This window comes from Exiguobacterium sp. s7, assembly GCF_018618195.1.
GTDB classification, from domain to species: Bacteria; Bacillota; Bacilli; order Exiguobacteriales; family Exiguobacteriaceae; genus Exiguobacterium; species Exiguobacterium mexicanum_A.
Genome location: NZ_JACSLO010000001.1, coordinates 460,191 through 481,031 on the forward strand (window position 1 = coordinate 460,191; position 20,841 = coordinate 481,031).

General features: G+C 50.4%; 22 protein-coding genes, 1 tRNA gene and 2 pseudogenes. 14 read left to right on the forward strand and 11 right to left on the reverse strand.

The genetic code is table 11. The features are described from left to right. Positions 1-42: 42 nt before the first annotated feature. Together KNP79_RS02355 and KNP79_RS02360 are read left to right on the forward strand one after the other, a co-directional pair. Positions 43-1,041, forward strand: coding sequence for a Gfo/Idh/MocA family oxidoreductase (locus KNP79_RS02355; RefSeq protein WP_215190137.1), 999 nt, complete (start codon positions 43-45; stop codon positions 1,039-1,041). A 231-nt stretch (positions 1,042-1,272) separates the two neighbouring features. Continuing rightward, positions 1,273-2,316: a lipid II:glycine glycyltransferase FemX gene (locus KNP79_RS02360; protein ID WP_215191114.1), complete on the forward strand. Its 1,044-nt coding sequence runs from the start codon at positions 1,273-1,275 to the stop codon at positions 2,314-2,316. A gap of 41 nt (positions 2,317-2,357) precedes the next feature. Here the strand turns inward: KNP79_RS02360 and KNP79_RS02365 are convergent, their stop codons facing one another. Next, positions 2,358-3,392, reverse strand: a complete 1,035-nt coding sequence (locus tag KNP79_RS02365) for a PTS sugar transporter subunit IIC (protein WP_215191116.1) — start codon at positions 3,390-3,392, stop codon at positions 2,358-2,360. Positions 3,393-3,643: 251 nt separating this feature from the next. Between KNP79_RS02365 and KNP79_RS02370 the strand changes: the two genes are divergently transcribed. Further along, on the forward strand, positions 3,644-6,307 hold the full coding sequence (locus KNP79_RS02370; protein ID WP_034777477.1) for a cation-transporting P-type ATPase: 2,664 nt from the start codon (positions 3,644-3,646) through the stop codon (positions 6,305-6,307). A gap of 56 nt (positions 6,308-6,363) precedes the next feature. Further along, on the forward strand, positions 6,364-6,498 hold the full coding sequence (locus tag KNP79_RS15795; protein WP_034777478.1) for a hypothetical protein: 135 nt from the start codon (positions 6,364-6,366) through the stop codon (positions 6,496-6,498). 69 nt (positions 6,499-6,567) lie between these two features. On the opposite strand, the gene KNP79_RS02375 is transcribed toward KNP79_RS15795, so the two are convergent. The 3 genes from KNP79_RS02375 to KNP79_RS02385 all read right to left on the reverse strand — a co-directional run bounded on the left by KNP79_RS02375 (position 6,568) and on the right by KNP79_RS02385 (position 8,036). Next, entirely contained in the window at positions 6,568-6,840 is a 273-nt protein-coding gene (locus KNP79_RS02375; RefSeq protein WP_235420191.1) for a hypothetical protein, read from the reverse strand. A 119-nt stretch (positions 6,841-6,959) separates the two neighbouring features. Beyond that, complete coding sequence (locus KNP79_RS02380; protein WP_215191118.1) at positions 6,960-7,592, reverse strand: hypothetical protein; 633 nt, start codon at positions 7,590-7,592, stop codon at positions 6,960-6,962. 87 nt (positions 7,593-7,679) lie between these two features. Then, positions 7,680-8,036, reverse strand: a complete 357-nt coding sequence (locus KNP79_RS02385) for a PilZ domain-containing protein (protein WP_034777480.1) — start codon at positions 8,034-8,036, stop codon at positions 7,680-7,682. A gap of 146 nt (positions 8,037-8,182) precedes the next feature. On the opposite strand from KNP79_RS02385, the gene KNP79_RS02390 reads away from it, so the two are divergent. After that, complete coding sequence (locus tag KNP79_RS02390) at positions 8,183-8,431, forward strand: hypothetical protein (protein WP_034777481.1); 249 nt, start codon at positions 8,183-8,185, stop codon at positions 8,429-8,431. Between the two features lie 31 nt (positions 8,432-8,462). On the opposite strand, the gene KNP79_RS02395 is transcribed toward KNP79_RS02390, so the two are convergent. Both KNP79_RS02395 and KNP79_RS02400 read right to left on the reverse strand, forming a co-directional pair. After that, the gene (locus KNP79_RS02395) at positions 8,463-9,158 is read right to left on the reverse strand and encodes a queuosine precursor transporter (RefSeq protein WP_034777482.1); all 696 of its coding nucleotides are present in this window, start codon (positions 9,156-9,158) and stop codon (positions 8,463-8,465) included. A 246-nt stretch (positions 9,159-9,404) separates the two neighbouring features. Beyond that, a complete protein-coding gene (locus KNP79_RS02400; protein WP_215191120.1) occupies positions 9,405-9,623 on the reverse strand; it encodes a hypothetical protein in 219 nt (72 codons plus the stop codon). A gap of 298 nt (positions 9,624-9,921) precedes the next feature. Here KNP79_RS02400 and KNP79_RS02405 point away from each other — a divergent pair, with 298 nt between their 5' ends. From KNP79_RS02405 to KNP79_RS02430, 7 genes and pseudogenes are all read left to right on the forward strand, one after another. Then, a complete protein-coding gene (locus KNP79_RS02405; RefSeq protein WP_215191122.1) occupies positions 9,922-10,173 on the forward strand; it encodes a hypothetical protein in 252 nt (83 codons plus the stop codon). A 172-nt stretch (positions 10,174-10,345) separates the two neighbouring features. Beyond that, positions 10,346-10,480 (forward strand): hypothetical protein, encoded by a 135-nt coding sequence (locus KNP79_RS15800; protein WP_256443855.1) that lies wholly within the window; start codon positions 10,346-10,348, stop codon positions 10,478-10,480. 144 nt (positions 10,481-10,624) lie between these two features. Further along, on the forward strand, positions 10,625-10,807 hold the full coding sequence (locus KNP79_RS02410) for a hypothetical protein (RefSeq protein ID WP_215191124.1): 183 nt from the start codon (positions 10,625-10,627) through the stop codon (positions 10,805-10,807). Positions 10,808-11,065: 258 nt separating this feature from the next. Then, on the forward strand, positions 11,066-11,215 hold the full coding sequence (locus tag KNP79_RS02415) for a hypothetical protein (protein ID WP_215191136.1): 150 nt from the start codon (positions 11,066-11,068) through the stop codon (positions 11,213-11,215). A 548-nt stretch (positions 11,216-11,763) separates the two neighbouring features. Next, entirely contained in the window at positions 11,764-12,060 is a 297-nt protein-coding gene (locus tag KNP79_RS02420; protein WP_215191144.1) for a hypothetical protein, read from the forward strand. Next, positions 12,042-12,392, forward strand: a complete 351-nt coding sequence (locus KNP79_RS02425) for a hypothetical protein (RefSeq protein WP_215191146.1) — start codon at positions 12,042-12,044, stop codon at positions 12,390-12,392. The genes KNP79_RS02420 and KNP79_RS02425 overlap by 19 nt, the downstream gene beginning before the upstream one ends. A gap of 90 nt (positions 12,393-12,482) precedes the next feature. Beyond that, positions 12,483-14,053 (forward strand): annotated as a pseudogene (locus KNP79_RS02430) (IS3 family transposase). Between the two features lie 110 nt (positions 14,054-14,163). Here KNP79_RS02430 and KNP79_RS02435 read toward each other — a convergent pair. Next, entirely contained in the window at positions 14,164-14,787 is a 624-nt protein-coding gene (locus KNP79_RS02435) for a hypothetical protein (RefSeq protein WP_215191148.1), read from the reverse strand. Further along, entirely contained in the window at positions 14,780-15,301 is a 522-nt protein-coding gene (locus KNP79_RS02440) for a hypothetical protein (RefSeq protein WP_215191150.1), read from the reverse strand. Before KNP79_RS02440 ends, KNP79_RS02435 begins: the two co-directional genes overlap by 8 nt. Positions 15,302-16,448: 1,147 nt before the next feature. Between KNP79_RS02440 and KNP79_RS15710 the strand changes: the two genes are divergently transcribed. Continuing rightward, entirely contained in the window at positions 16,449-16,595 is a 147-nt protein-coding gene (locus tag KNP79_RS15710) for a hypothetical protein (RefSeq protein ID WP_251132843.1), read from the forward strand. A 301-nt stretch (positions 16,596-16,896) separates the two neighbouring features. After that, positions 16,897-17,196: pseudogene (locus tag KNP79_RS02450) on the forward strand (tyrosine-type recombinase/integrase); the annotation flags it as partial. Positions 17,197-17,324: 128 nt separating this feature from the next. On the opposite strand, the gene KNP79_RS02455 reads toward KNP79_RS02450, so the two are convergent. The 3 genes from KNP79_RS02455 to KNP79_RS02465 all read right to left on the reverse strand — a co-directional run bounded on the left by KNP79_RS02455 (position 17,325) and on the right by KNP79_RS02465 (position 20,808). Beyond that, positions 17,325-17,395, reverse strand: a tRNA-Thr gene (locus tag KNP79_RS02455). 110 nt (positions 17,396-17,505) lie between these two features. Continuing rightward, entirely contained in the window at positions 17,506-19,878 is a 2,373-nt protein-coding gene (locus KNP79_RS02460; RefSeq protein WP_215191156.1) for an immune inhibitor A domain-containing protein, read from the reverse strand. A gap of 144 nt (positions 19,879-20,022) precedes the next feature. Further along, the gene (locus KNP79_RS02465; RefSeq protein WP_215191157.1) at positions 20,023-20,808 is read right to left on the reverse strand and encodes a class I SAM-dependent methyltransferase; all 786 of its coding nucleotides are present in this window, start codon (positions 20,806-20,808) and stop codon (positions 20,023-20,025) included. Positions 20,809-20,841 lie beyond the last annotated feature (33 nt).

Below are 20,841 nucleotides of genomic sequence, written 5' to 3' on the forward strand. Positions count from 1 at the left end.
TTTTTGATATACTGGGAAGCGAATGGATAGGAGGAGAACGGTATGATTCAAACGATTCTTGTCGGCTTCGGTTTTTCCGCGACGACATTTCATTTACCATTTTTACAGGAGCTGGATGACTTCCAGATCGCCGGTGTCGTCTCATCAAGACCTGAGGACGTACAAGCCGTACTTGGCGATGTCGCGGTATATGCGACGCTAGACGAGGCTCTCGCGACTGAGGCGACCTTGTTCATCGTCACGACGCCGTCCCATTTACATAAGGACATGGTGGAACGTTGTTTACAGGAAGGGAAGGATGTTCTCGTCGAGAAGCCTGCGTTCTTGACGACAGAGGAAGGAGAGGCGTTGATTGCACGCGAACAGGCCAGTGCCGGAATCGTCAACGTCTTCCATAATCGACGGACGGACGGAGACTTCTTGACGGTCAAACGACTGCTCGAGGAAAAACGACTCGGCGATTGGAAAGTGATCGAGTCACGGTTCGACCGGTTCCGTCCGGTCGTCCGGGATCGGTGGCGCGAGAATGCGGGGCCGGGAGCAGGGATATTGTTTGACCTCGGTAGCCATTTGATCGATCAAGCGCTCGTCTTGTTCGGTGCACCCGACAAAGTGTCGGCAGATGTTATGATTCAACGTAAAGGAGGTCAGTCTGACGACGGCTTCCATCTGACCCTCTATTATGGAGAAAAACGGGTATATCTGCGTTCGAACCCGTTCATAGCCGTCGAGGCGCCGCGGTTCGAAGTGCACGGGACGGAAGGCAGTTTCTTGAAGTTTGGACTCGATCCGCAAGAGGCGTGTCTCCGGAACGGGGAAGTGCGATGTCCCGACCGTGAGAGTGGAACGGTCGTCACAGACGTTGAATCGACAATCGACATCGAAGCAGGTGAGTATTTGTCCTTCTACCGGGCGCTGGCGGATAGTTATATGACACGTCATCCGCTCGTGCCGCTTCGGGAAGCGCTCTTGACGACGAGAGTCATCGAAACGGCTCGTGAAGCATCACGGCTTCAACGTGTCCTCGACTTCAAGTCATAATCATGAAGGACGACCTGATGCCATTGGCGAGGTCGTCCTTTTTAAAATCTCAAAGAAATCGCTATGATTTTATTGTGAACGAACAAACTCGCTTCATGTTTGTTAACAACAAAAAGCTATTCCCCTCCTTCAAATAGTCAGCTTTGAATGGGAACAGGACATAGGAAACGACTCCAGACTGTCCTGTCACACTTCAAACAATGACGACTTAAAGGAAGAGGGGAACGGATGATGTTCAATCAGATTGTGAAAAATCGATGGGAGTGGGAGAACTGGTTACGGGAGGTCAGTTGTGATTCGTACGATCATTACGATTATGTATTGGCCAATTGTGAACCGGGCGAGCAGCCTGAGTTGTATATTGCGGCCAAAGAGGACGGCATCTTGTTGTATCCATACATCCGTCGTCCAATTGCACATCGTCATGATGACCTCGTGACGGCGTATGGTTATGGCGGCCCGTTCCGTGAAGGCAACTTTTCGAACGAGGACGTCGCAGAGGCTAGACGTCTCTTTTTAAAACGTCCTGAGAATCAAGCCACGGTTACTGAGACGATTCGATATCATCCTTGCCGCTTCGACCATGATTTGATGCGTGCCTTCGGCCAAGCCGTCCCGATTCGTCAAACGGTGCACGTCCGGCTCGATGACCCGTTCGACCAACTCGAGCAACGCTTCAGTAAAATGACGAAACGAAACGTGAAGCGGGCTATCCGTGAACAAGTGACGGCGGTACAAGGGCAGGCCCATGAACTATATGAATTCATCCGCCTTTATCGGGCGACGATGGACCGTCGAGCAGCGAACGAGGCGTACTATTTCTCGGACCGATACTTCGAGGACCTGTGGAACAGCGATACATGCGAAACGGAGCTGTTATTCGCTGTCCATGAGGGCGTCATCGTGGCAGGCGTGTTCATGTTGTTCGGGGACGATGGGGCGCATTATCATCTCGGAGGTTCGGATGCGAACTACTTGGCGCTGCGACCGAACCATTTCTTGTTCCGCGAGATGATCCGCCGCGCGGCCGAGAAAGAGAAAGCATACGTACATCTCGGTGGCGGAGCGACCGGGGAAGATGCGCTCTATGACTTCAAGCAGAGTTTCTCAGGGGATGAGCCGCTCACATACTATATCGGACAGTCCGTGCTCGATGAGGCGGTTTACCATCGGTTGAATCAAGACCATTTGCTCCGCTACGGACCATCTGATTTCTTTCCACTCTATCGGACACCGGTCGCAGAGACGGTCGCCGAGGTGCAAGCAGAACGATAACAAAAGGTTCTCACTCGAGATGGAGTGAGAACCTTTTTGTATTAAGCAGCCTCTTCGTCGGAAGCAGCCATTTTTTCGGTTTGGCGAGTGATGGGGAAATTATTGAACAGTTTACTGCCGACGAGTCCGGCCACGATTCCGACGCCGAACAAGATGAGCGCCGTCACGGTCACGGTCTGCCAATCATTAAAGCCGTACATGACGAGCAATCCCGGAATCCCGGCAGCAGAACCTGGCGCGTCGTTCACCATGCCGGTCATCGCGACGATGAGTCCGGCGATGGCGCCACCGACGAAGTTGACGCTGTAGATCGGGATCGGGTTCGCCGAGATGAGATCGGCTTGCGTGAGCGGTTCAATCGCGACCGATAGTTGATCTTTCTTCGTCCCGATGTTCAAACGCTTGAACAGCAAGAAGTTCATCGAGATCGACGCTGTCAACGCGAGGGCGGCGATGGCCATCGGCACACCCGTCAAACCGAGCATGGCGGTGAGTGCCATCGAGCTGAGTGGCGACGTCGAGACGACTGTGACAATCCCACCAAGGACAAGTCCCATCACGACGGGGTTTTGCGTCGCGGCAAGTTCGATGACCGCACCGATTTGCGACAATGTGTTCGAGACGAGCGGATCGACTCCTGTCGCCACAAGGCGAGCGAGCGGAGCCATGACGATCACGTAGAAAATCATGTCGACACCGGCCGGTAAATGACGGTCTAGTTTACGACCGACAAGGGCAAGAATGTATCCGGCGAAAAAGCCAGGAAGAATGCCGAAGCCGGCGACCGATAGACCGAGCATGAGCGCGTAGACCGGATTGATCCCGAGTGCGATCGAAACGAGCGCGGCTGCGGCAGGGCCGGACAACGAACCAGCCGCCTGTCCGACTTCCTCATATAAAGGGAGCGGGAGCAAACCGCCGATGGCGTAAGCGTTGAACGCCTCGACCAAGAAACTGGCGATGGCGGCGCCGGCCAAGGCGCCCATCGCTTTCATTCCAAACGGGGCTTTGTAACTGAATAACGTGAATAAGGCAAGAATCAACAGTAAAAGTGCGATACCTTGAATAATGATCATACGGTGTACCTCTTTCTCTCTGTTCTATATTTCCTCTATAGTTAACCATCCGAACGGTTCTGTAAAGCCATTTCATCCATCTGACACGACTTTTTTTGATGGTAGCGTTTCCAACTGACGAATTGGAAAATTGTGAACGAATTCAGCTGTAAAATTAGCGAAAAAACAAGCTCATATGTGTCAGTCCGGCCCGGAGTGGGAAGAGAAAGGGGAAAGACTTTCCATATAGGAATGACCAAGGAGGAGTAGAGATGCAGATGGAGACAAAAAACTGGCACGCACTCGAACCGGATGCGGTAAAGAGTTCGCTCGAGACGGACACATCTAGTGGTCTGTCGAAAGGGGAAGTGTCAAGTCGGCAGGAACAATACGGGAAAAACGTGCTGCCCGAGAAAGAAAAGACACCTGAAATCATAAAATTTTTGCGTCAATTCAATGATATTCTCGTCTTCGTCTTGCTCGGTGCCGCTGTCGTCACCGGCTTTTTAGGGGAGTACATCGATACGATCGTCATCGTGCTCGTTGTGACGGTTATCGCCGTCGTCGGATATCTCCAAGAGAACAAGGCCGAGCAGGCGTTAGAAGGAATCAAAAAATTACTCGAGACGAAGGCGAGCGTCATCCGTGACGGCAAGCAAATCCAAGTCGACTCGAGCGACCTCGTCGTCGGGGACATCTTGGTCCTTGCCGCCGGTGATAAAGTGCCGGCTGATGCCCGTGTCATTCAAGCCGAGAAATTCAAAGTCGAGGAATCGGCGTTGACAGGTGAAGCGACGACGGTCGAGAAGAAAATTCAAGTCGTACCGGAAGACGCCGTCCTCGGTGATCGCAAGAACATGATTTATTCGGGTACGAGCGTGGCGACGGGAAGTGCGAAAGCAATCGTCACGTCCATCGGAGAAGGCACGGAGCTCGGCCAAATCAACGCCTCGATTGCTGAAGTCGAGACGGTGAAGACGCCGCTCATCCGCCAGACGACGAAGTTTGGTCAGACGGTATCCATCGCCATCCTCGTCATCTCGGTCGTCATTTACGCGTTCGGTTACTTCGTCCGCGATTTCGACCCAATCGAGTTGATGCTGACGACGATTGGTCTTGCCGTCGCCGCGATTCCAGAAGGATTACCGGCCGTCATCTCGATCATCCTCGCGCTCGGTGTCCGGAACATGGCCGAGAAGAAAGCCATCGTCCGCAGCTTGCCGTCGGTCGAGACGCTCGGCGCCGTATCGGTCATCTGTACCGATAAGACCGGGACGTTGACGAAAAACGAGATGACCGTCAAACAAGTCGTCACGGCCAAACACGACATCGAAGTGTCAGGGAGTGGATACGCCCCGGACGGTGATTTAGAACTGAACGGTCAACCGTTCGATTTAGATGATGATGAGTCGATGATCGACCTTCTCACGGTCGGGAAAACATGTAACGACGCCCAGCTGTATGAAGAGGGCGGCGAATGGGTCGTCAATGGTGACCCGACGGAAGCATGTTTGCTCACGCTCGCTGAAAAAGCGGAGCGGCCGATCGAACGTTTGGACGTCATCTCGAAGATTCCATTCGATTCGGAGTACAAATATATGGCGACGCTCGTCGACTATAAAGGAGAGCGGATGATCTTCATCAAAGGGGCACCGGACCGCCTGTTCGATATGGCGGAAGACACGGAGTTCGACCGTGCCTATTGGGATGAAAAACGAAAAGAAATTGCCGACCGCGGACAACGCGTGCTCGGGGGCGGTTTCAAACGCGTCGACGCCTCGAAAGAGACGGTCGACCATGAAGACGTCGAGAACGGCATCACATTCCTCGGCCTCTACGGCATCGTCGATCCGCCACGTCAAGAAGCGATCGAAGCGGTCGCGGCTTGCCGTGACGCGGGGATCCGTATCAAGATGATCACCGGCGACCATAAAGACACGGCCGTCGCCATCGCCCGAGAACTCGGTATGGAAGTCGAGGGCGCCCTCGAAGGGAAAGAATTGACGAACATGTCCGACGAAGAAATCAAAGAGGCGTCGGTTCATAATGACGTCTTCGCCCGGACGAGCCCGAACGATAAACTTCGTCTCGTCAAAGGATTGCAACAGAACGGCTTAATCACGTCGATGACCGGAGATGGTGTCAATGACGCCCCGGCCTTGAAACGGGCCGACATCGGGGTCGCGATGGGGATCAAAGGAACGGAAGTCGCGAAAGAGGCCTCGCAGATGGTCCTCGTCGATGACAACTTCAAGACGATTTACAACGCCGTCCGTGAAGGTCGTCGCGTCTATGACAACTTGAAGAAGACGATTTTGTTCTTGCTCCCGACAAACGGGGGACAAGCACTCCTCGTCGCAATGAGTATCTTATTGGGCGCCGCGGCACCACTCAGTCCGGTCCAAATCCTTTGGGTCAACATGGTCGTCGCCATCACGCTCTCGCTCGCCATCGCCTTCGAGCCGCTCGAAGAGAGCACGATGAAACGGCCGCCGCGTCCCGCGAACGTGCCGTTGCTGAGTCGCTACTACGTCTTCCGCATCACGTTCGTCTCGATTTTAATCGGGGGCGGTAGTCTAGTCATCAACTATATGCTCGGCGATTTCGATTACTCGACCGACAAGTTGCAGACGATCACGCTCAATACGATTGTCATGGCGCAACTGTTCCATTTGTTCAACTGTCGGACCGAGCTCGCCCCGGCGTTCAACCGTCACTTCTTTGACAACAAGATCGCCTTCCTCGTGTCGGCACTCTTGATCGGGCTCCAGCTGTTCATTACGTACGTCCCGTTCATGCACACGCTGTTCGGTACGGCACCACTTGAACTGCAAGACTGGATTTATCCGGTCGCGTTCGGTCTCATCGTCTTTGTCATCGTTGAAATCGAGAAAGCCATCTCGCGTCGTGTGATCGGCAACAAAGACATACACTGATGTTTTGCCCACTGCCTAATGTGGAATTAGTCCATTATGCAGAGGAGGGATGCTCAATGAAACGTGATGAATCACAACCAGGGGTTCACCCGGACCCGGTACCGGATGAGGAATCAAACCCGGCTACAAAACCGGCTCCGACGCAACATCCGGACCCGGCACCTGAAGAAGACGACAAAGAATCAAAATAAGGAGACTTCAATTAGGGAGTATCCACAAAAAAGGCTTTCCGACAAAAATCGGAAAGCCTTTTTATGGCGTTATTTTTTCGGTGCCGGGGTCCGAAACTCATTCATTTTGTCGAACTCTTTTTCATTGAAGTATTCGACGACGACGAAATCTCCGACTGGGCACTCCCAACGGTCTTTCGCGACCTGACATTCTTTGAGTGTCACTTTCTGGTCATACATGTCGAGCTCGAGCGTGTCTTTCAAAAATTGATCGGCCTGTTTGTCATTGATCTTGAAATATTCGCTCAAGATGATCTCTTCGGCTTTATCGTTCGTATGCGTCATCACTTTAAAAAATCTCATATGTGTACCTTCTTTCGTCTGTAAGCTGAATTCTCAGTATATAGGAGCTGGCCCGATTTGGGAACCGTCATCCCATTTTCGATAAAATGCCCCTAACGCGAATGCGAAAGGGGCTCGGTTCATTTCATTTTTTGTCGGCTTGGCGGTGCCACGTTGAACGGTTGTTTATGGCGAATGATCAGCCAGAACAACAAACCGAACAAGGGAATGTAAGGCAGCGGCCACAAGCTCATCTTATAACGTTTGGCATCCCGGTTCATCAACGTGATTTGGATGAAGGCGAGCAAGAAGAAATCGACCGTCATCGTCCGGACGAACTGGTTCTGTTCGACGTATGACCAATACTCGGCCACGTTCCCGGTCGTCGACGCGGCGATGAACAAGCCGATCGTGACGAGCAAGAGCAACACCCCGAGCAATCGTGTCGGGAGCGGTTTGATCGGTGTCGGATAAGGCGACTGCCGCGCGAACGCCAAATACGGGGCGATGATGAAGCCGCCGACGACGAAACCGGTCGCTGCCGGTAAGAGCGGGTTTGGGCGCAACTGGTTCACCTCGGACCAAAGAAGCGGGAACAAGGCGAGAGGATAAACGCCTAGGATGCTGAAAAGGGAAAGCGAATACCCTTCATAGGCGTCCGTATTATACGTGATGAAATCGAGCAAAAACCGGCTCGAGAACGGTTCGTTCGGGCCGAGGAGCGCGATGGCGATCGCAGCGGCCCACGGAATGAGTAAAAACTTTCTAGTCATGCCCTACACCTCGAGTCTGTCTCTGTTTCTTTTAGTATACCCCGGAATCAAGCGAACAAAAAATGAGAAGTGTCAATCGACACGTTCTCATTGGTTTTCGCGCGCATACGCTTTAATCATCGTCACGAGTTGCTGGGTCTCGTCAGAGTTCGAATCGAGTCGAATCCCGTAATCATACAGGCTCCCCATTTGTCCACGGTGCCGTACGTGGCCCGTCAGGTCGAGCGGTTGAATCAACGGGACGAGGTCGAGTTTGACTTGGACTTTCAATCCTTCAGAAAGTGGAAATAAGTAGTCGCACCGCATCTTCAGACCGTGGGCGCTGATATTGAGCAGTTGTGCTTCCCCGTCATGAAGTTCTTTGTCTTCCCAGATGAGGCGATATGGGATGAAGCGGGGGTTCGGTAAAATATAACGAAACGTTTCTTGTCGTCGATAGCGCATCGGTTCACCTCATTTCTCTACCTTGATTATCGGCTATTTTTGGCGAATCGTGAAGCGTTGAATGCACCAAAATTTAGGAAGCACGGTTTACAGAAATGCAATCGCTTTCTATAATGAGAAGACAGAGTGGATAGAGGAGGGATCGTATGAACGTCAAGGACTTACTCCGACGCTATTCGATCGACGAACCAATCATCTACGCGAAAAATCTACACGGGCAGTGGGTCAAGTTGGAGCAACTGCCGCCCTACACCATACTAGAGGTCGAGGCGACGGACGAGGCCATCGAGGCGCTCGCCATCGACGCGTACGTGGCGCTCACCGTTTGTCGGGAGAAATCGTCGCTTGAAGATGCACGCCCTTATGCGGTGCGGCTTCATATCAAAGGTAAGTAAAAACCGCGAGCCGATGGGCTCGCGGTTTTGTTTAGGCTGCTTTTTCTGTCTCGTCTTCCTGTGGGACGGTCCGTTTTGCGTAATACATGAACGGCGTCGCCATCCAAGCGATGATGAACTTGGCGACGTATGTCGTGATGAAGATATTCCACCAGATGTCCCATTCCATGCCCCAGAAGGCAATCGTACAGAACGTGAGCGTGTCGATGAACTGTGAGACGACGGTCGAACCGGTCGTCCGGAGCCACAGTTTCTTCTCACCGGTCTTGGCACGAATCTTCGAATAGATGAAGACGTCGAACAGCTGTGAGACGAGGTACGCCGCGAGACTACCGAGCGTGATGAGCGGAAGCATCGAGAACAGCGCCTCGAAACTCTCATGCATGAACAGCGCCTCTTCGAACGGCTCATAAAGCAGTGCGAATTGCATGAGCACCGTCGAGACGATCAAGATGAAGAAGCCGAGCCAGACGCCTTTACGGGCGGTGTGACGACCATATTTTTCATTCAAGATGTCTGTCGCTAAATAAAGGGAACCGTAGACGATATTCCCGAGAGTAAAGATGAAACCACCGATTACAATCTGCTGCGTCACTTGGATGTTGGCGACGACCGAGGCCATCGCGATCCAGGCGAACAGTCCGACACGTCCGAACAGCTTATAACTGAGGACGAGCAGACCGAGCGTGAGCAAGGCAGAAGGAATCCATAACCATTCATTGAGCATGGGGATCGTACTCCTTCCAAATCATTCATTCTGTCAACTTTACAAGTTTATAGAGGAACGGAAACCGTGTCAAGACAGTTTCCATGACTAGACGGAAAAAGCTCTCATCCGGGGTTGGATGAGAGCGATATATCTAGTTGATATGCTGTCATACACCACTTAGGTTAATGTCGATACCTTTCATAAGCGATGACAGGTAATTCAATCGGCTACGGGCATCTTCCCAATATGCCCAATCGTCAGCCTCTATAAACTGCGTGACCCCTCGCTGACGATTGTGAGTTCGTTTAATACGCTTGTCAGCCCTTCACGGTCGATGCCTGACGCGTCAGATGCGACAAGGTGATCGAGCGCCGGGAGAATCTCATCAATGTCGGCACGGAAGTCTCCATGCGAATCGTGGATACTGACGCCGCCTTTCAAATCGTCGGTCTCAAGGGAAGGCTGCATATCAACACGTTCCATTTGTTTATGGATGAAAATCGTATTAACGTATCAGGCTCGAATTCGACTATCCTTGATGTCGTCAAGGTTCATGACAGTTCGTATCTTTGTAATCGGTCGACTAAAATCCGTCGTGCTGAAGTGCGATTGTCAGATGGAGTCAATTAGTTCACACGGACGAACATGTAGATTACGTGTTTCATTTTTAATCGACCGAAACAAAAATTAAAATCAAAAACTATTGACGTGAGTGAATCTATCGCTTGAGATATAAGTGTCCTCGAAAGAGCGACGATCTCATTAGATGGAGGTATATTTCATGCGACAAAACACAGGTAGAGATTCAATGATTTGGTGTCGACAGGTGAAGGAAAGTGAAGGTAGGTTGTACTTCTGGATCTTGGACGAGAAGACGGAAGATGAGTGGGTGTTTTACACTAGTGTAGAAGAGGAAATGGAGATTTACTTCGCACAAAATAACGTGCTTTTTAGGCCGCAAACACATTTAGACAATGTGAAACTGCTACGGATGAGTGAGCAGTACCAAGAGTTCCTTCAAAGCAAATCGTAACAAACGGTTTCAAGCGCTCCTCCACTGGGGCGCTTTTGTTTTATCTACATGCTCAACTCACTCAAGAGAAAAAGCGGGAGCAGCACAAGAAGTTCCTGGTACAGTGACCAGTGATATAGATGGTAAGACGCTCCTTGAAGGGCGTCTTTTTTATTCCAAAGGAGGTCGAATCATGAGAACGAAAGTAGCTCAGCACATGGTTGAAGGACTCGAGGGTGTCAAGGATCACGTTGACGACACGACGATCCATGTCACGCCAACAAACAAGACGACCTGGACGAACAAGCAGGACGCGCTCCCTGTCTAAAACCGGCGAAAAATCACATTCGGCAACGTCGCACCATCGGGCGGGGTGGATGGTGATATCTACCTACAATATGACTGAGGTGAAGAAATGAAGCAGACTTACGTGAAGGTCGGGGTCGTGTGAAAGCCGTGCCATAACGTGTGGGTGAAAATTGCTGGCGTATGGGGTCAGCGCGTCGTGCCGCAAGGTGTCGTGGCTGATGATTGGCGCACCTTCAAGCAATATATCCTCACGCTTGTCAGCGGTGACGCCCATAGCGTCGTGTTCGACGAATATTCATCTGGTAACGCGTTTATCGTTCGGGACAACTGTGGTCACATCGATTAACACATCTACAAGGTTCTCTCGTCGAACGCAATCCATTGATGTTAGTGGATTGAGCAGTGAACACAAAATCCGTGTCCGGTTATGAGTGAACGAATTGGTATCGGCATTCCCGAACCCGAGTGACGGAACCGCCATGTTGGACATCTATCTCTTATATATGGAATAGGACGGGGCGACCCGTCTTTTTGTTTGGACTCTAATCACAGCATACATCGAAGCATAGGGGGTCATCGTTTGAACGAAAGGTAGGTGGACGATTTGGAACTACTCAGAGAGCAGGTCAGGGAGCATCAACGAGTGCTCGAGCAGCACGACGGTCTGATTAAGGAACTGGTAAAAGGGCACCAAAAGATGAGGAACGATCAGGAAGATGTGAACCGGAAAATCGACCTCATGGAGAAGAACTAACTCGAGTTGAAAAACGTCATCTACTCGGAGAACCGATAAACGAGGGAGACGATGCGCGGCACGACTGAGCGTCTCTTCCACCTCATTGAACAAATGACGGGGAACAAGCAGGCTCCACCGCGCTTGAGTACGATTTCAAAAAGACCACACTCGAGGTCAAGAACAAGAAGTCGCAGCGTTTCTGGGAATGGTTCGGCAAGGCAGACGGGGCCAGGAGCATCATCGCTGCGCTCATCGCGTTTTTGTTGCAGATACTTGGACAATAGGAGGTCACTATGGATAACCAACCCATCGCCACTTTTGCAAGACTTATTATACCGTTCTACGCGCTAGTGAATGCCTTTCTCTTATCGATGGGTTACAATCCAATGCCCGTTTAGTGACGAGGATGTCACGGCTGCATTAAATACGGTCATCGGTGCCACCGGGACGTTATAAGTCTGGTGGAAGAACAACAACGTCACCCAAGCGGCACAAGAAGCTCAATTGCTTCAAGACCAAGTGAAACGGGTCCGCGCCGAAGTCATCGCCACAAAGGAGAAAGACAAATGACTGAGAAAGCCATCTTGCCGCTCAACAACGCCCGCATCACCTCTGGTTACAAGAACGAAAGCTATCACCGAGCTATGGGCTTCCGCCACTTTGGGACCGATATGGCCGACTTGAACCGCAAAGACTTCGCCGTGTATGCACCGTTTAAAATAAAGATTATCGCCCTCGGAAACGATACGCATATGGGCGGCTCGATTATCGTCATCAGTGAGAACCCGATTGACGTCCATTACGGACCGAAGAAGGGCGCACGTCGTCTTGTGGTTCGGCGCACTTGGCTAAAATGTATGTGAAGGTGGGTGACGTCATTGCGGCGGAAGATGCGAAGGTAGCCGACTACGGAGCCACTGGTAAGTATGGCGGTTCTCCTCACTTGCATATCGAGCTCGACTCGGACATCAACTACGCCGTGTATTCACCGACACTGGCCCGCTCGTCGAACATCTGGAAGGCCGGCACGGATTCCACCGTGAACCCGATGGAAGTCTTCAAGATTGACGCTTCGGGTCAACGCGGATATAAACAGACGTTCAGCCATGCCAACGCCTCAGGCGCTTGGGTGCAGCCGGACGATAAGACAACGTTCGGACTCGATGGCAAGATCATCAAGTCGAAAGGCGTCTAAACACAACAAGACCCTACTCAATGAACTGCTCCCCAATAGGTAGACAGATGAAATAACAAATCTGTTTATCTGATTGGGGAGTGTTTTTTTATGGCGAGAAGTCGGCATTCTATCGAACAAAAAATGGGTGCGGTGCGCATGATGGAAGAAGGAATATATAGTTGGAAGGAAATCATGGAGGCACATGACGTCTCTTGGGATACCCTCCGGGTATGGAAAGCCAAATTCGATACCGGGGGAATTGACGCGTTGAATGAATCGAGGACACAAAGACTTTACACGAGGGAACAGAAAATCGCAGCCGTGCGTGACTATCTCGACGGTCTCACTAAAATGGAAACCCTCTCCAAGCATCACATCAGTAGTTGGTCTGTTCTTTACAGATGGATTAAGAAGTATACTGGTCATAGCGAGTTAACAGATTCAAGAAAAGGGATGGATCGAGCTATGGCCAAAGGAAGAACAACCACATTCGAGGAACGGATCGAGATCGTCAGATATTGCCTGGAGAACGAACGGAACTATCAACGGACAGCAGAGCTATTCGCTGTGTCTTACCAGCAGGTCTATGGCTGGACGAAAAAATATGATGCCGACGGCGTCCATGGGCTCGAGGACCGGCGTGGACGGATGAAGCAAGAACAGGAACTGGCCAACGAGGAGAAGCTCGAACGTCGCATCCAACAGATCGAGCGTGAGAACGAGCGCCTGCGAGCCGAGAACCTGTTCCTAAAAAAATTAGAGGAGATCGAGAGGAGAGGTTGATCAGCCAGATCCGGCTACAGTTGCGGTACACGACCATCGAGGAACTGTCGACAACCGACACGTTCTCGGTCGTGCTCCTCTGTGAGGTCGCGCAGGTCTCACGGGCCGCCTATTATAAATGGTTGAAGCGTACCGTCTCGGTACGTGAAGAGGAGAACTTGAGCCTACTAGAGGACATCCGTCTCCTCTATGACCAGGTGAACGTGACCTACGGTTATCGACGGATCACCATGACGGTCAACCGCAGACGACGCCATCATGGCCTGCCGGCATACAATGAGAAGCGGATCTATCGCCTCATGCGCATCCACGAGATCCGTTCGGTCATCCGCCAGAAACGAAAGCGGCACAAGAAGTCGTCACCGCAACATGTGGCCGAGAATCTGATGAACCGAGAATTCAGTGCGTCCCGGCCGGACGAGAAATGGTGCACCGACGTCACCGAGTTCAAATACGGTGCCGGAAGGAAGGCGTATCTGAGCGCAATCATCGACCTGTATGACGGCTCAATAGTCGCCTATCGCATCGGGAAATCCAACAACAACGGGCCCGTCTTCCAGACGATGATACCAGCCATCGCGGGGCTCCGTTCCGGAGCGAGTCCGATGGTCCATAGCGACCGGGGGTTCCAATATACATCGAGAGGGTTCAAACGCATGGTGGAAGACGCGGGACTGACCCGCAGCATGTCCCGGGTCGGACGTTGTCTCGACAACGCCCCGATCGAGAGTTTTTGGGGCACCTTGAAAGTCGAGATGTACTACTTGCGTGAGTTCCAGGCCTATAGCGAACTCACATCGGCCATCGAGACCTATATATCGTTCTAAAACCACGAGCGTTTCCAGAAACGACTAAACGGCTTGAGCCCTGTCGAATACAGGGCTCAAGCCGCCTAGGCTGGTTTTCATTATTTGCCCTGTCTACTTGACGGGGAGCAGTTCACAATCGAGTAGGGTCTTGTTTAGTGCTAGCCACAGAATTAAAATTAAACGTGAAATACGGAAGTTCAATTTAATACAATCGGAATGATTATCGACAATGCCGCAATTACCACCCCAGCGATTCCGATTGCAGTACCCAAAATATACTTATGATCTTCTTTTCTTTCAGCACGTAACTTGTCTATCCCATCTTGTTGAGCTTTAATTAATTCAACTCGAATATCATTGGTATGAGTATTCAATTCTCTAAATACATTGTCGATCTTTGCAGAAATTTCATTAGTGGATGTACTTAGTTTTGATTCTAAAGAAGTGATCTGAGAAGATATGCGAGACTCTTGCGCCTCCATCTTTGCCTCAAACACATCTTTTTGAGATTGAAGCTTGTCGTCGAAGTTGCTCATGTCATGCGCCTCCCTCTCACTTTTATTTTTTTCAAAAATACCTAAAGGTTGAGTATGATTAGCCATCTTTAAATTAGATTCATTATTGAACATTAAGTTTTCTATTTTAAGTATATCATGAAAAATATCTTCGGACGCTTTAAATGCACCTGGGTTAGAATATACTAATTTTTCTAATAAGTAATGGGAATCACGGTTTCTTCCAGATGAATTTTTAACTATACTTTCCTTATTTTTTTTTATCTGATATTTATTGAACGGTATAATTTTTTCTGGATTACTCATTTTCAAGTTCGTCCTTTATGAAGACGTTTAATCTTGCAGCGACCAAAGAGAGCGATAATACGTCGATTAGTTTTTCATCCTCATCATTAGCGAATCTGTTTACGTATTCTAAAGTTTCTGGTTCAGTAATGTTCACTTCAATAACCATTAACAATTGCGAATTGTTTGATACTGGAATATGCAAATTGGCACTTGCACTGAAGCCTGTTTCACTTACGACTACCTTTGGCACGGGTGCTTCCAAAATCACTTCAGATTCAGCGGTATCTAAATCCATCAAGTGAAAAATAATTCTTATTTCGTCTGCGTCTGGTAAAATTGACCCTGATGCGCCCACTGAAAAACCTATATTCAAGTCTTTATCCTTTTCTTTTACGATAAAATTCAAAGGGATAATGGATCGATCTCCTTCAGGGTCCATGTTTTTCCTGACCTCTGAAAATGCTCCATTCATTATGTAAAAGCCATGTACTCCGTACTTTTTAAGTAATGCTCTTTCAATATACCCAATCATTTAATTACCCCCAAGACTACTCAATTTTCTTAAATTTATCATACGGTATACTTCAAGACAATTTTATCTTCCAACTTTAGTAAATGAGAAATTATAGATAAATGCTTCTACAATTACATACATTAGATATTAAGTTAGATTAAATTATTTTGGCGTAGAGAATCGACCTGTCCGATAATTCAAGTAGACGACGAACAACCACTCACCATGTCTCACGTGCAGCAACACGCGCTTGGTCAATATCTTCTCGACGCTGAAGATGACGTCTTGCGTCTCAAGCCCTCACGTCAATCGTTCATGAATCCACGCCAGTTCTTTGTCCGTTGCTCGACGGATTGGTTTCGTCTTCAGTATTCTCCAAATCCATAATAAAAAAGCCCTCTGTCGAGAGCCTATTTCGCCACGCGTATCTGATTATCCTTTGTCACATATTTGTTGACCGAGCCCGACGACTCCACCGTCACCGCATGTAATTTACGAAGCAATTCCTCGACTTCCTTGGTCGTTCCTGAAATCGCCACTTAGGTCCCACCGGTGACCGAGATCTTCATGCGTACCTACTATTTAGTTGACTAGACGACCGACATTTACTTTTATTCCTGCATTATGTAGAAGGAAAATCTTTCTTGATTCGGCATAAAACAGGAACAAACGTTCTGTTAAATGGTGTAAGATTGTAGAGTAGAAGTGAGTGAGGTAGGATTGAATCGCTTACTCTCATGTGCAGGCAGAGTAGGAAGATGATGATGAACATACATTATGATGAGAAACGAAAAAAGTATTGGACGCGCATCACGCTCGGGTATAACAACCAGGGCAAACGTATCCAAAAGAAGGTGTCCGCGAAGACTAAACGGGACCTGCATACGGAAATAGGGCGCTGGATCAATAGTTTCGAGGACTCCAATTTCGAAGAAGCAGCTACGACTGAAAAAGAATTGCTGTTCTCTATGGTTGCTGAGGAATGGTTATCTAAACATGTCACCGAGCTCGCCGTGAAAACGCGTAACAGCTATACATCACGTATGAACCACATACTGCAGACGTTCGAGTCACAAGTCGTCCAAGAGGTCAGTACTCGCGACGTACGGTTGTTCCTGAATGGGCTACAGGACGAAGGGCTGACCTCGGAGACGGTCAACACATCATGTCGTCGCTGTTCTCGTACGCTATCCGTAATAAGTATGTCACGGAGAACCCGCTCATCGTCATCAAACAAATGCGGGCTAAGAAGAAGGAGATTCAGACGTTCAACGCGCTGCAATTGTCCTCGTATTTTGAAGGAAGCAAGTGAGGACCACAACTACGACAACTACATGTCACTTAAGGTCGCGGCCTTCACAGGGATGTGGATCAGTGAGGTGTTAGCGCTCTCGTGTGTCTACACCGACTTCGACAAGGGGTCATCCGCGTTGGGCGTTCATTGTCCTACAATTCGAAAGAAAAACGTTTTACAATCGGCCGCACGAAGAAAAACCGCGTCCGCCATGTGACGATCTCGAATGACGCCATCCAGACGCTTAAATGGTACAAAATGCAATAGATGTTTCTCATGAAGCAACTCCGCAACGAACTGGAGCAACAGTTCAAAGACCTTATCTTTTTTGACGGTAGAAGGGAAACCGCGTCACCGCTCATACCTGCGACACTGGCACAAGCGCGTCCCGCGCCGCAATGGGATGTCCGAGTCGTTCCGCATCCACGACTTGCGTCACACCCGCGCGACACTGTTGCTCGAGCTCGGGGAGCATCCGAAGGTCGTCCAGGAGCGGTTGGGCCATAAGGATATCAGCGTCACGATGGACATGTACATGCACGTCACGATGACGTTGCAGAAACAGACTGCCGATCAATTCAGTGCCATGATGGATGAACATTCCACTCAAGACGCGTGAACCGTTCGACAAACCAAAAATCATTGGACAAACGGCTACTGTGCACAAACTGTGCATGGGCAATAGAAAAGCACCTCCTGAAAGATACAGGAAGTGCTTTGAACCACTTGGTTGAGCGGTATTCTTGATGCCTCCGACGAGAATCGAACTCGTGCTGCAGCATTACCATTGCTGAGGTCTGCCACTAACCTACAGAGGCGGTTACATCTAGTATGTTACACAGTCTGTCATGAAATTTCAAGCTTTTTTAGAATAATAAGACCCCCGTCCTCCTCATGGTGGGAAGGGCGGGGGTGCGTTGAATCAAGCTTACTTCGTCCGGACCCAAACAGCTCCAGCCGAGTTGTCTTTCGCTTCGCCGACGACGTCGACGACGAGTCCGTATTGTGGAAGTTTACGGCCCGCATCTGGGATGAGCGAGTTGATGTACGTGTTGGCGTCGTTGAACTGTTTCACGCCTGGTTGAGCTTTGTAGTCATAGGTGCCACGGCTCGGTGAATCGATGTACCAAGGGAGCGTCTTGTCTAAGCTGAACGCCGCGTCTGCGATCTGGTAACGCGTGCTGCCAGCGACTGTGTCTTGACCGTTCAAGTTGCCGATCAGTGCCTCAGGGTGCGAGTCGACGACACCGAGGAAACCTTCACCCGGATGGATGCCGACCCAGTTGTCTGAGAACGAATCATCCGCATACCAGACAACGAGACCTGTGTTGTACTTGACGCCACGGCCGTTCAAGAGACCAGTGTCAGCGCCTTCATGGTTGCGCCATTCGAGGTAGTAGTAGTGCGGTTTCGTGTCATAGCCGTCCGACTTGACGAAGCCGTCGAGCGTGACTTTCTCTGCGCCTTCCGCATCGTCAGCGAGGAGCGATTGTCCGCTTGACGTGATCGACAAGTTGTCGAGGGCGAACCCTTCAAGGGCAAGACCACCGTCCGTCACGTATTCGAAGACGATTTGTACGTCTTGACCAGCGAACTGTGACAAGTCGTACGATTTGTTCACCCAAGCGCCGTTCGTCGATTCCGCACCGTTTCCAGTGTTGTCATCGCCGTAGACGTCAAGGACGACTTCTTTGCCGCCGCTGAGTGCTTTCACGTACAAGTAGTCGTAGTCAAACTCGATATCGAAACGTGTGTCGAAAGCGAGTGTACCGTCCGCTCCAAGTTTGACCGTCGGTGTCGAGAGTTCAGTATGCAAGTTATCGCCTTTTGTCGAGTAGTAGTAATACTCGCCGTATTCTGGTTCGATGCCTTTTACTTTCTTGTCTGGAAGGTTCACTTTCAACAATCCAGGGTTCATTGATTTCGTAACCGATTGATCGAGTTTCGAGACGAAACCTTGTTGCGTGATGTCTTCAAGGTCGACTTCCGTGATGTTCGCCCAGTTGCCGCCCATCAATTTTTGGAAGTACTCTTTGTTTTGTGGCGAGAAGCTCGTTGGTTCTGTACCCGCCACTTTACCAGCCCAGCTGCCGCCGCTCATGATTGACCATGATTGGACCGGTTCGCCTTGACCTGTGTACTGTGTATCGTACTCATCTGGAAGACCGAGGTCGTGACCGTATTCGTGAGCGAAGACGCCGACTGCGCCGTCTTCAGGTTGGATTGTGTAATCGAATGCCGCCATTTGACCGCCCCAGTATGGGACAGCTGCTTCCGTACCTGCTACGCGGTAAGGGCTGTTGCCGACGACCCAACGGTGTGACCAGACTGCATCGTCACCGAGGACACCGCCACCAGCTTCTTGGCCGGTACCAGCATGGATGATCATCAAGTGGTCGACCAAGCCGTCCGGCTCGTTGAAGTCGCCGTCACCGTCGAGGTCATATAAATCGTACTGATCGTATTCGGCGAGGTCCATGCCTGAAGCGACCGCAGCGTTCAACGTGTCTTTAACGAGTTGACGCGGACCTGGCCCGATGTTGTCATTCCCGCCGGCCGGATTGTCACCGCCGTAATCTTTCGCTGTGCCCGGGACGGTCAACCAGTCTGAGACAGTGCCGTCGACCGTGTAACTGCCGCCCGACTGTTCTTCATAATACTGCTTGAACGTTTGGACTTTCTCACCGTTGAACAGTTCGAACGATTCGTCGCCGAACATGTATTGCTCGTAGTGTTCTTTACTAAAGTTGTCGCTATACAGATAACCTTCTTCTTGAACGACGTTGTTATGTTTGAAGTCGCTGTACTCGACGAGAAGGACGAGGACTTTGTCTTCACGGACGGCGCCGTTATAGCCAGCTTGCTTGGCCGGGTCGACTTTCACTTGGCCGTTCGGCTTGCCTTTTCGATAGTTCGCTTGTCCTTTTTTCGCTTTGTCGAGGAGACGCTTCGATTCTTTCTCGAATTGGTTATGTATCTTCTCTTTCGCTTCAGCGGCTTTATCGTTCAAGCCGTGCTTATGGACGTCTTTCGCATTGCCTTGCTTCTTCTCGATATAGGCATCGACGGCCTTTTGGCGCTCGGTGGCCGAAAGCCCTTTTTTGATGACGCCTCGTTTCTCGAGCGCTTTGGCGAGCCGATCCTCATCGATGATGTTGTGATCGAATGGAGCGGTCGAGCTTGGGGTTGGCAACGGTGAGGCGGCGAGTGGAGCGGCACCGACGGCCGGGATCGCACTGACGCTCATGACCGATGTCAATGCGACGGCGAGCGTCGTACGACGGATGGAACGTTTTTTCATTTGTACTAACCTCCTGTGAAAATAATGGGAAATTGTGTGAGCTTGAATCCAACGTTAAACTTGTGTCTGATTAATGTCAATATTCAGAAAATAATAACTTAAAAAAGAGACTTTCGTCCCGAATGGTCCTAAAGACCTAAGGGGTCAAGTCTCTACATCGATGATGCCGTAATGAAATTTGGATGTTTTACGAACAATCCTTTTAAAACCAAACGTTTCAAACGTCTCACTCTCAAAGTGAGCCTTTAGGACAATTCGTCTGGATGCAACACGACGGGCCTCCATCATGAGTTCAAGAGACAGCGGATTCGTGTTGGCGAGGGATCGTAATGGGTTCAAGTGAACCGATTCTGAAATCGTCTTTTCGAACATTGGGTCGAAGTAGACGACATCGAATGAATCGTCCGGGCATGTCTTCAAATAGGTGAGGGCATCCGTCCAAACGACCTCGAGCCGACGCATCGCCTCATTGACGGCGGGCTCTTTTTCTTCCCAAACGGTTAGCCCTTCCTTGACGAGCATCGCTGTGACAAATTCACTCTCGAGCCCGACGGCGCGACCGGTCGGACCGACGGCATGACTGAGGACGATACTGTCGGAGCCGAGCCCGAGCGTACAGTCGAGGACCCGGTCACCCGGTTTGATTGCGGCGGCATCGACGAGCGGGTCGTTCCCGCCACGTGCAAGCTGCTTCACACGGAACACCGAGCTCGATGGATGGAAAAAGAATGCATCCTGCCCGTCGAACGGTGTGTATTCGACCCGGCGTTTGTCAAATACGAGCACACCGGCATGAGAGCGGTCTTTCAACGTCTCAATCGAGTGTTTGCGCCGGGGGATAAAACGGACGCCGTACGTCGCTGCATGAGCCTCGGCCCGTTCGATGGTTGCCTCAGTCGGACGTAAACAAGTTGTAACGATATAAGTCATAGTATCTCCTTACTGAAAAAATGAGACGCAGAA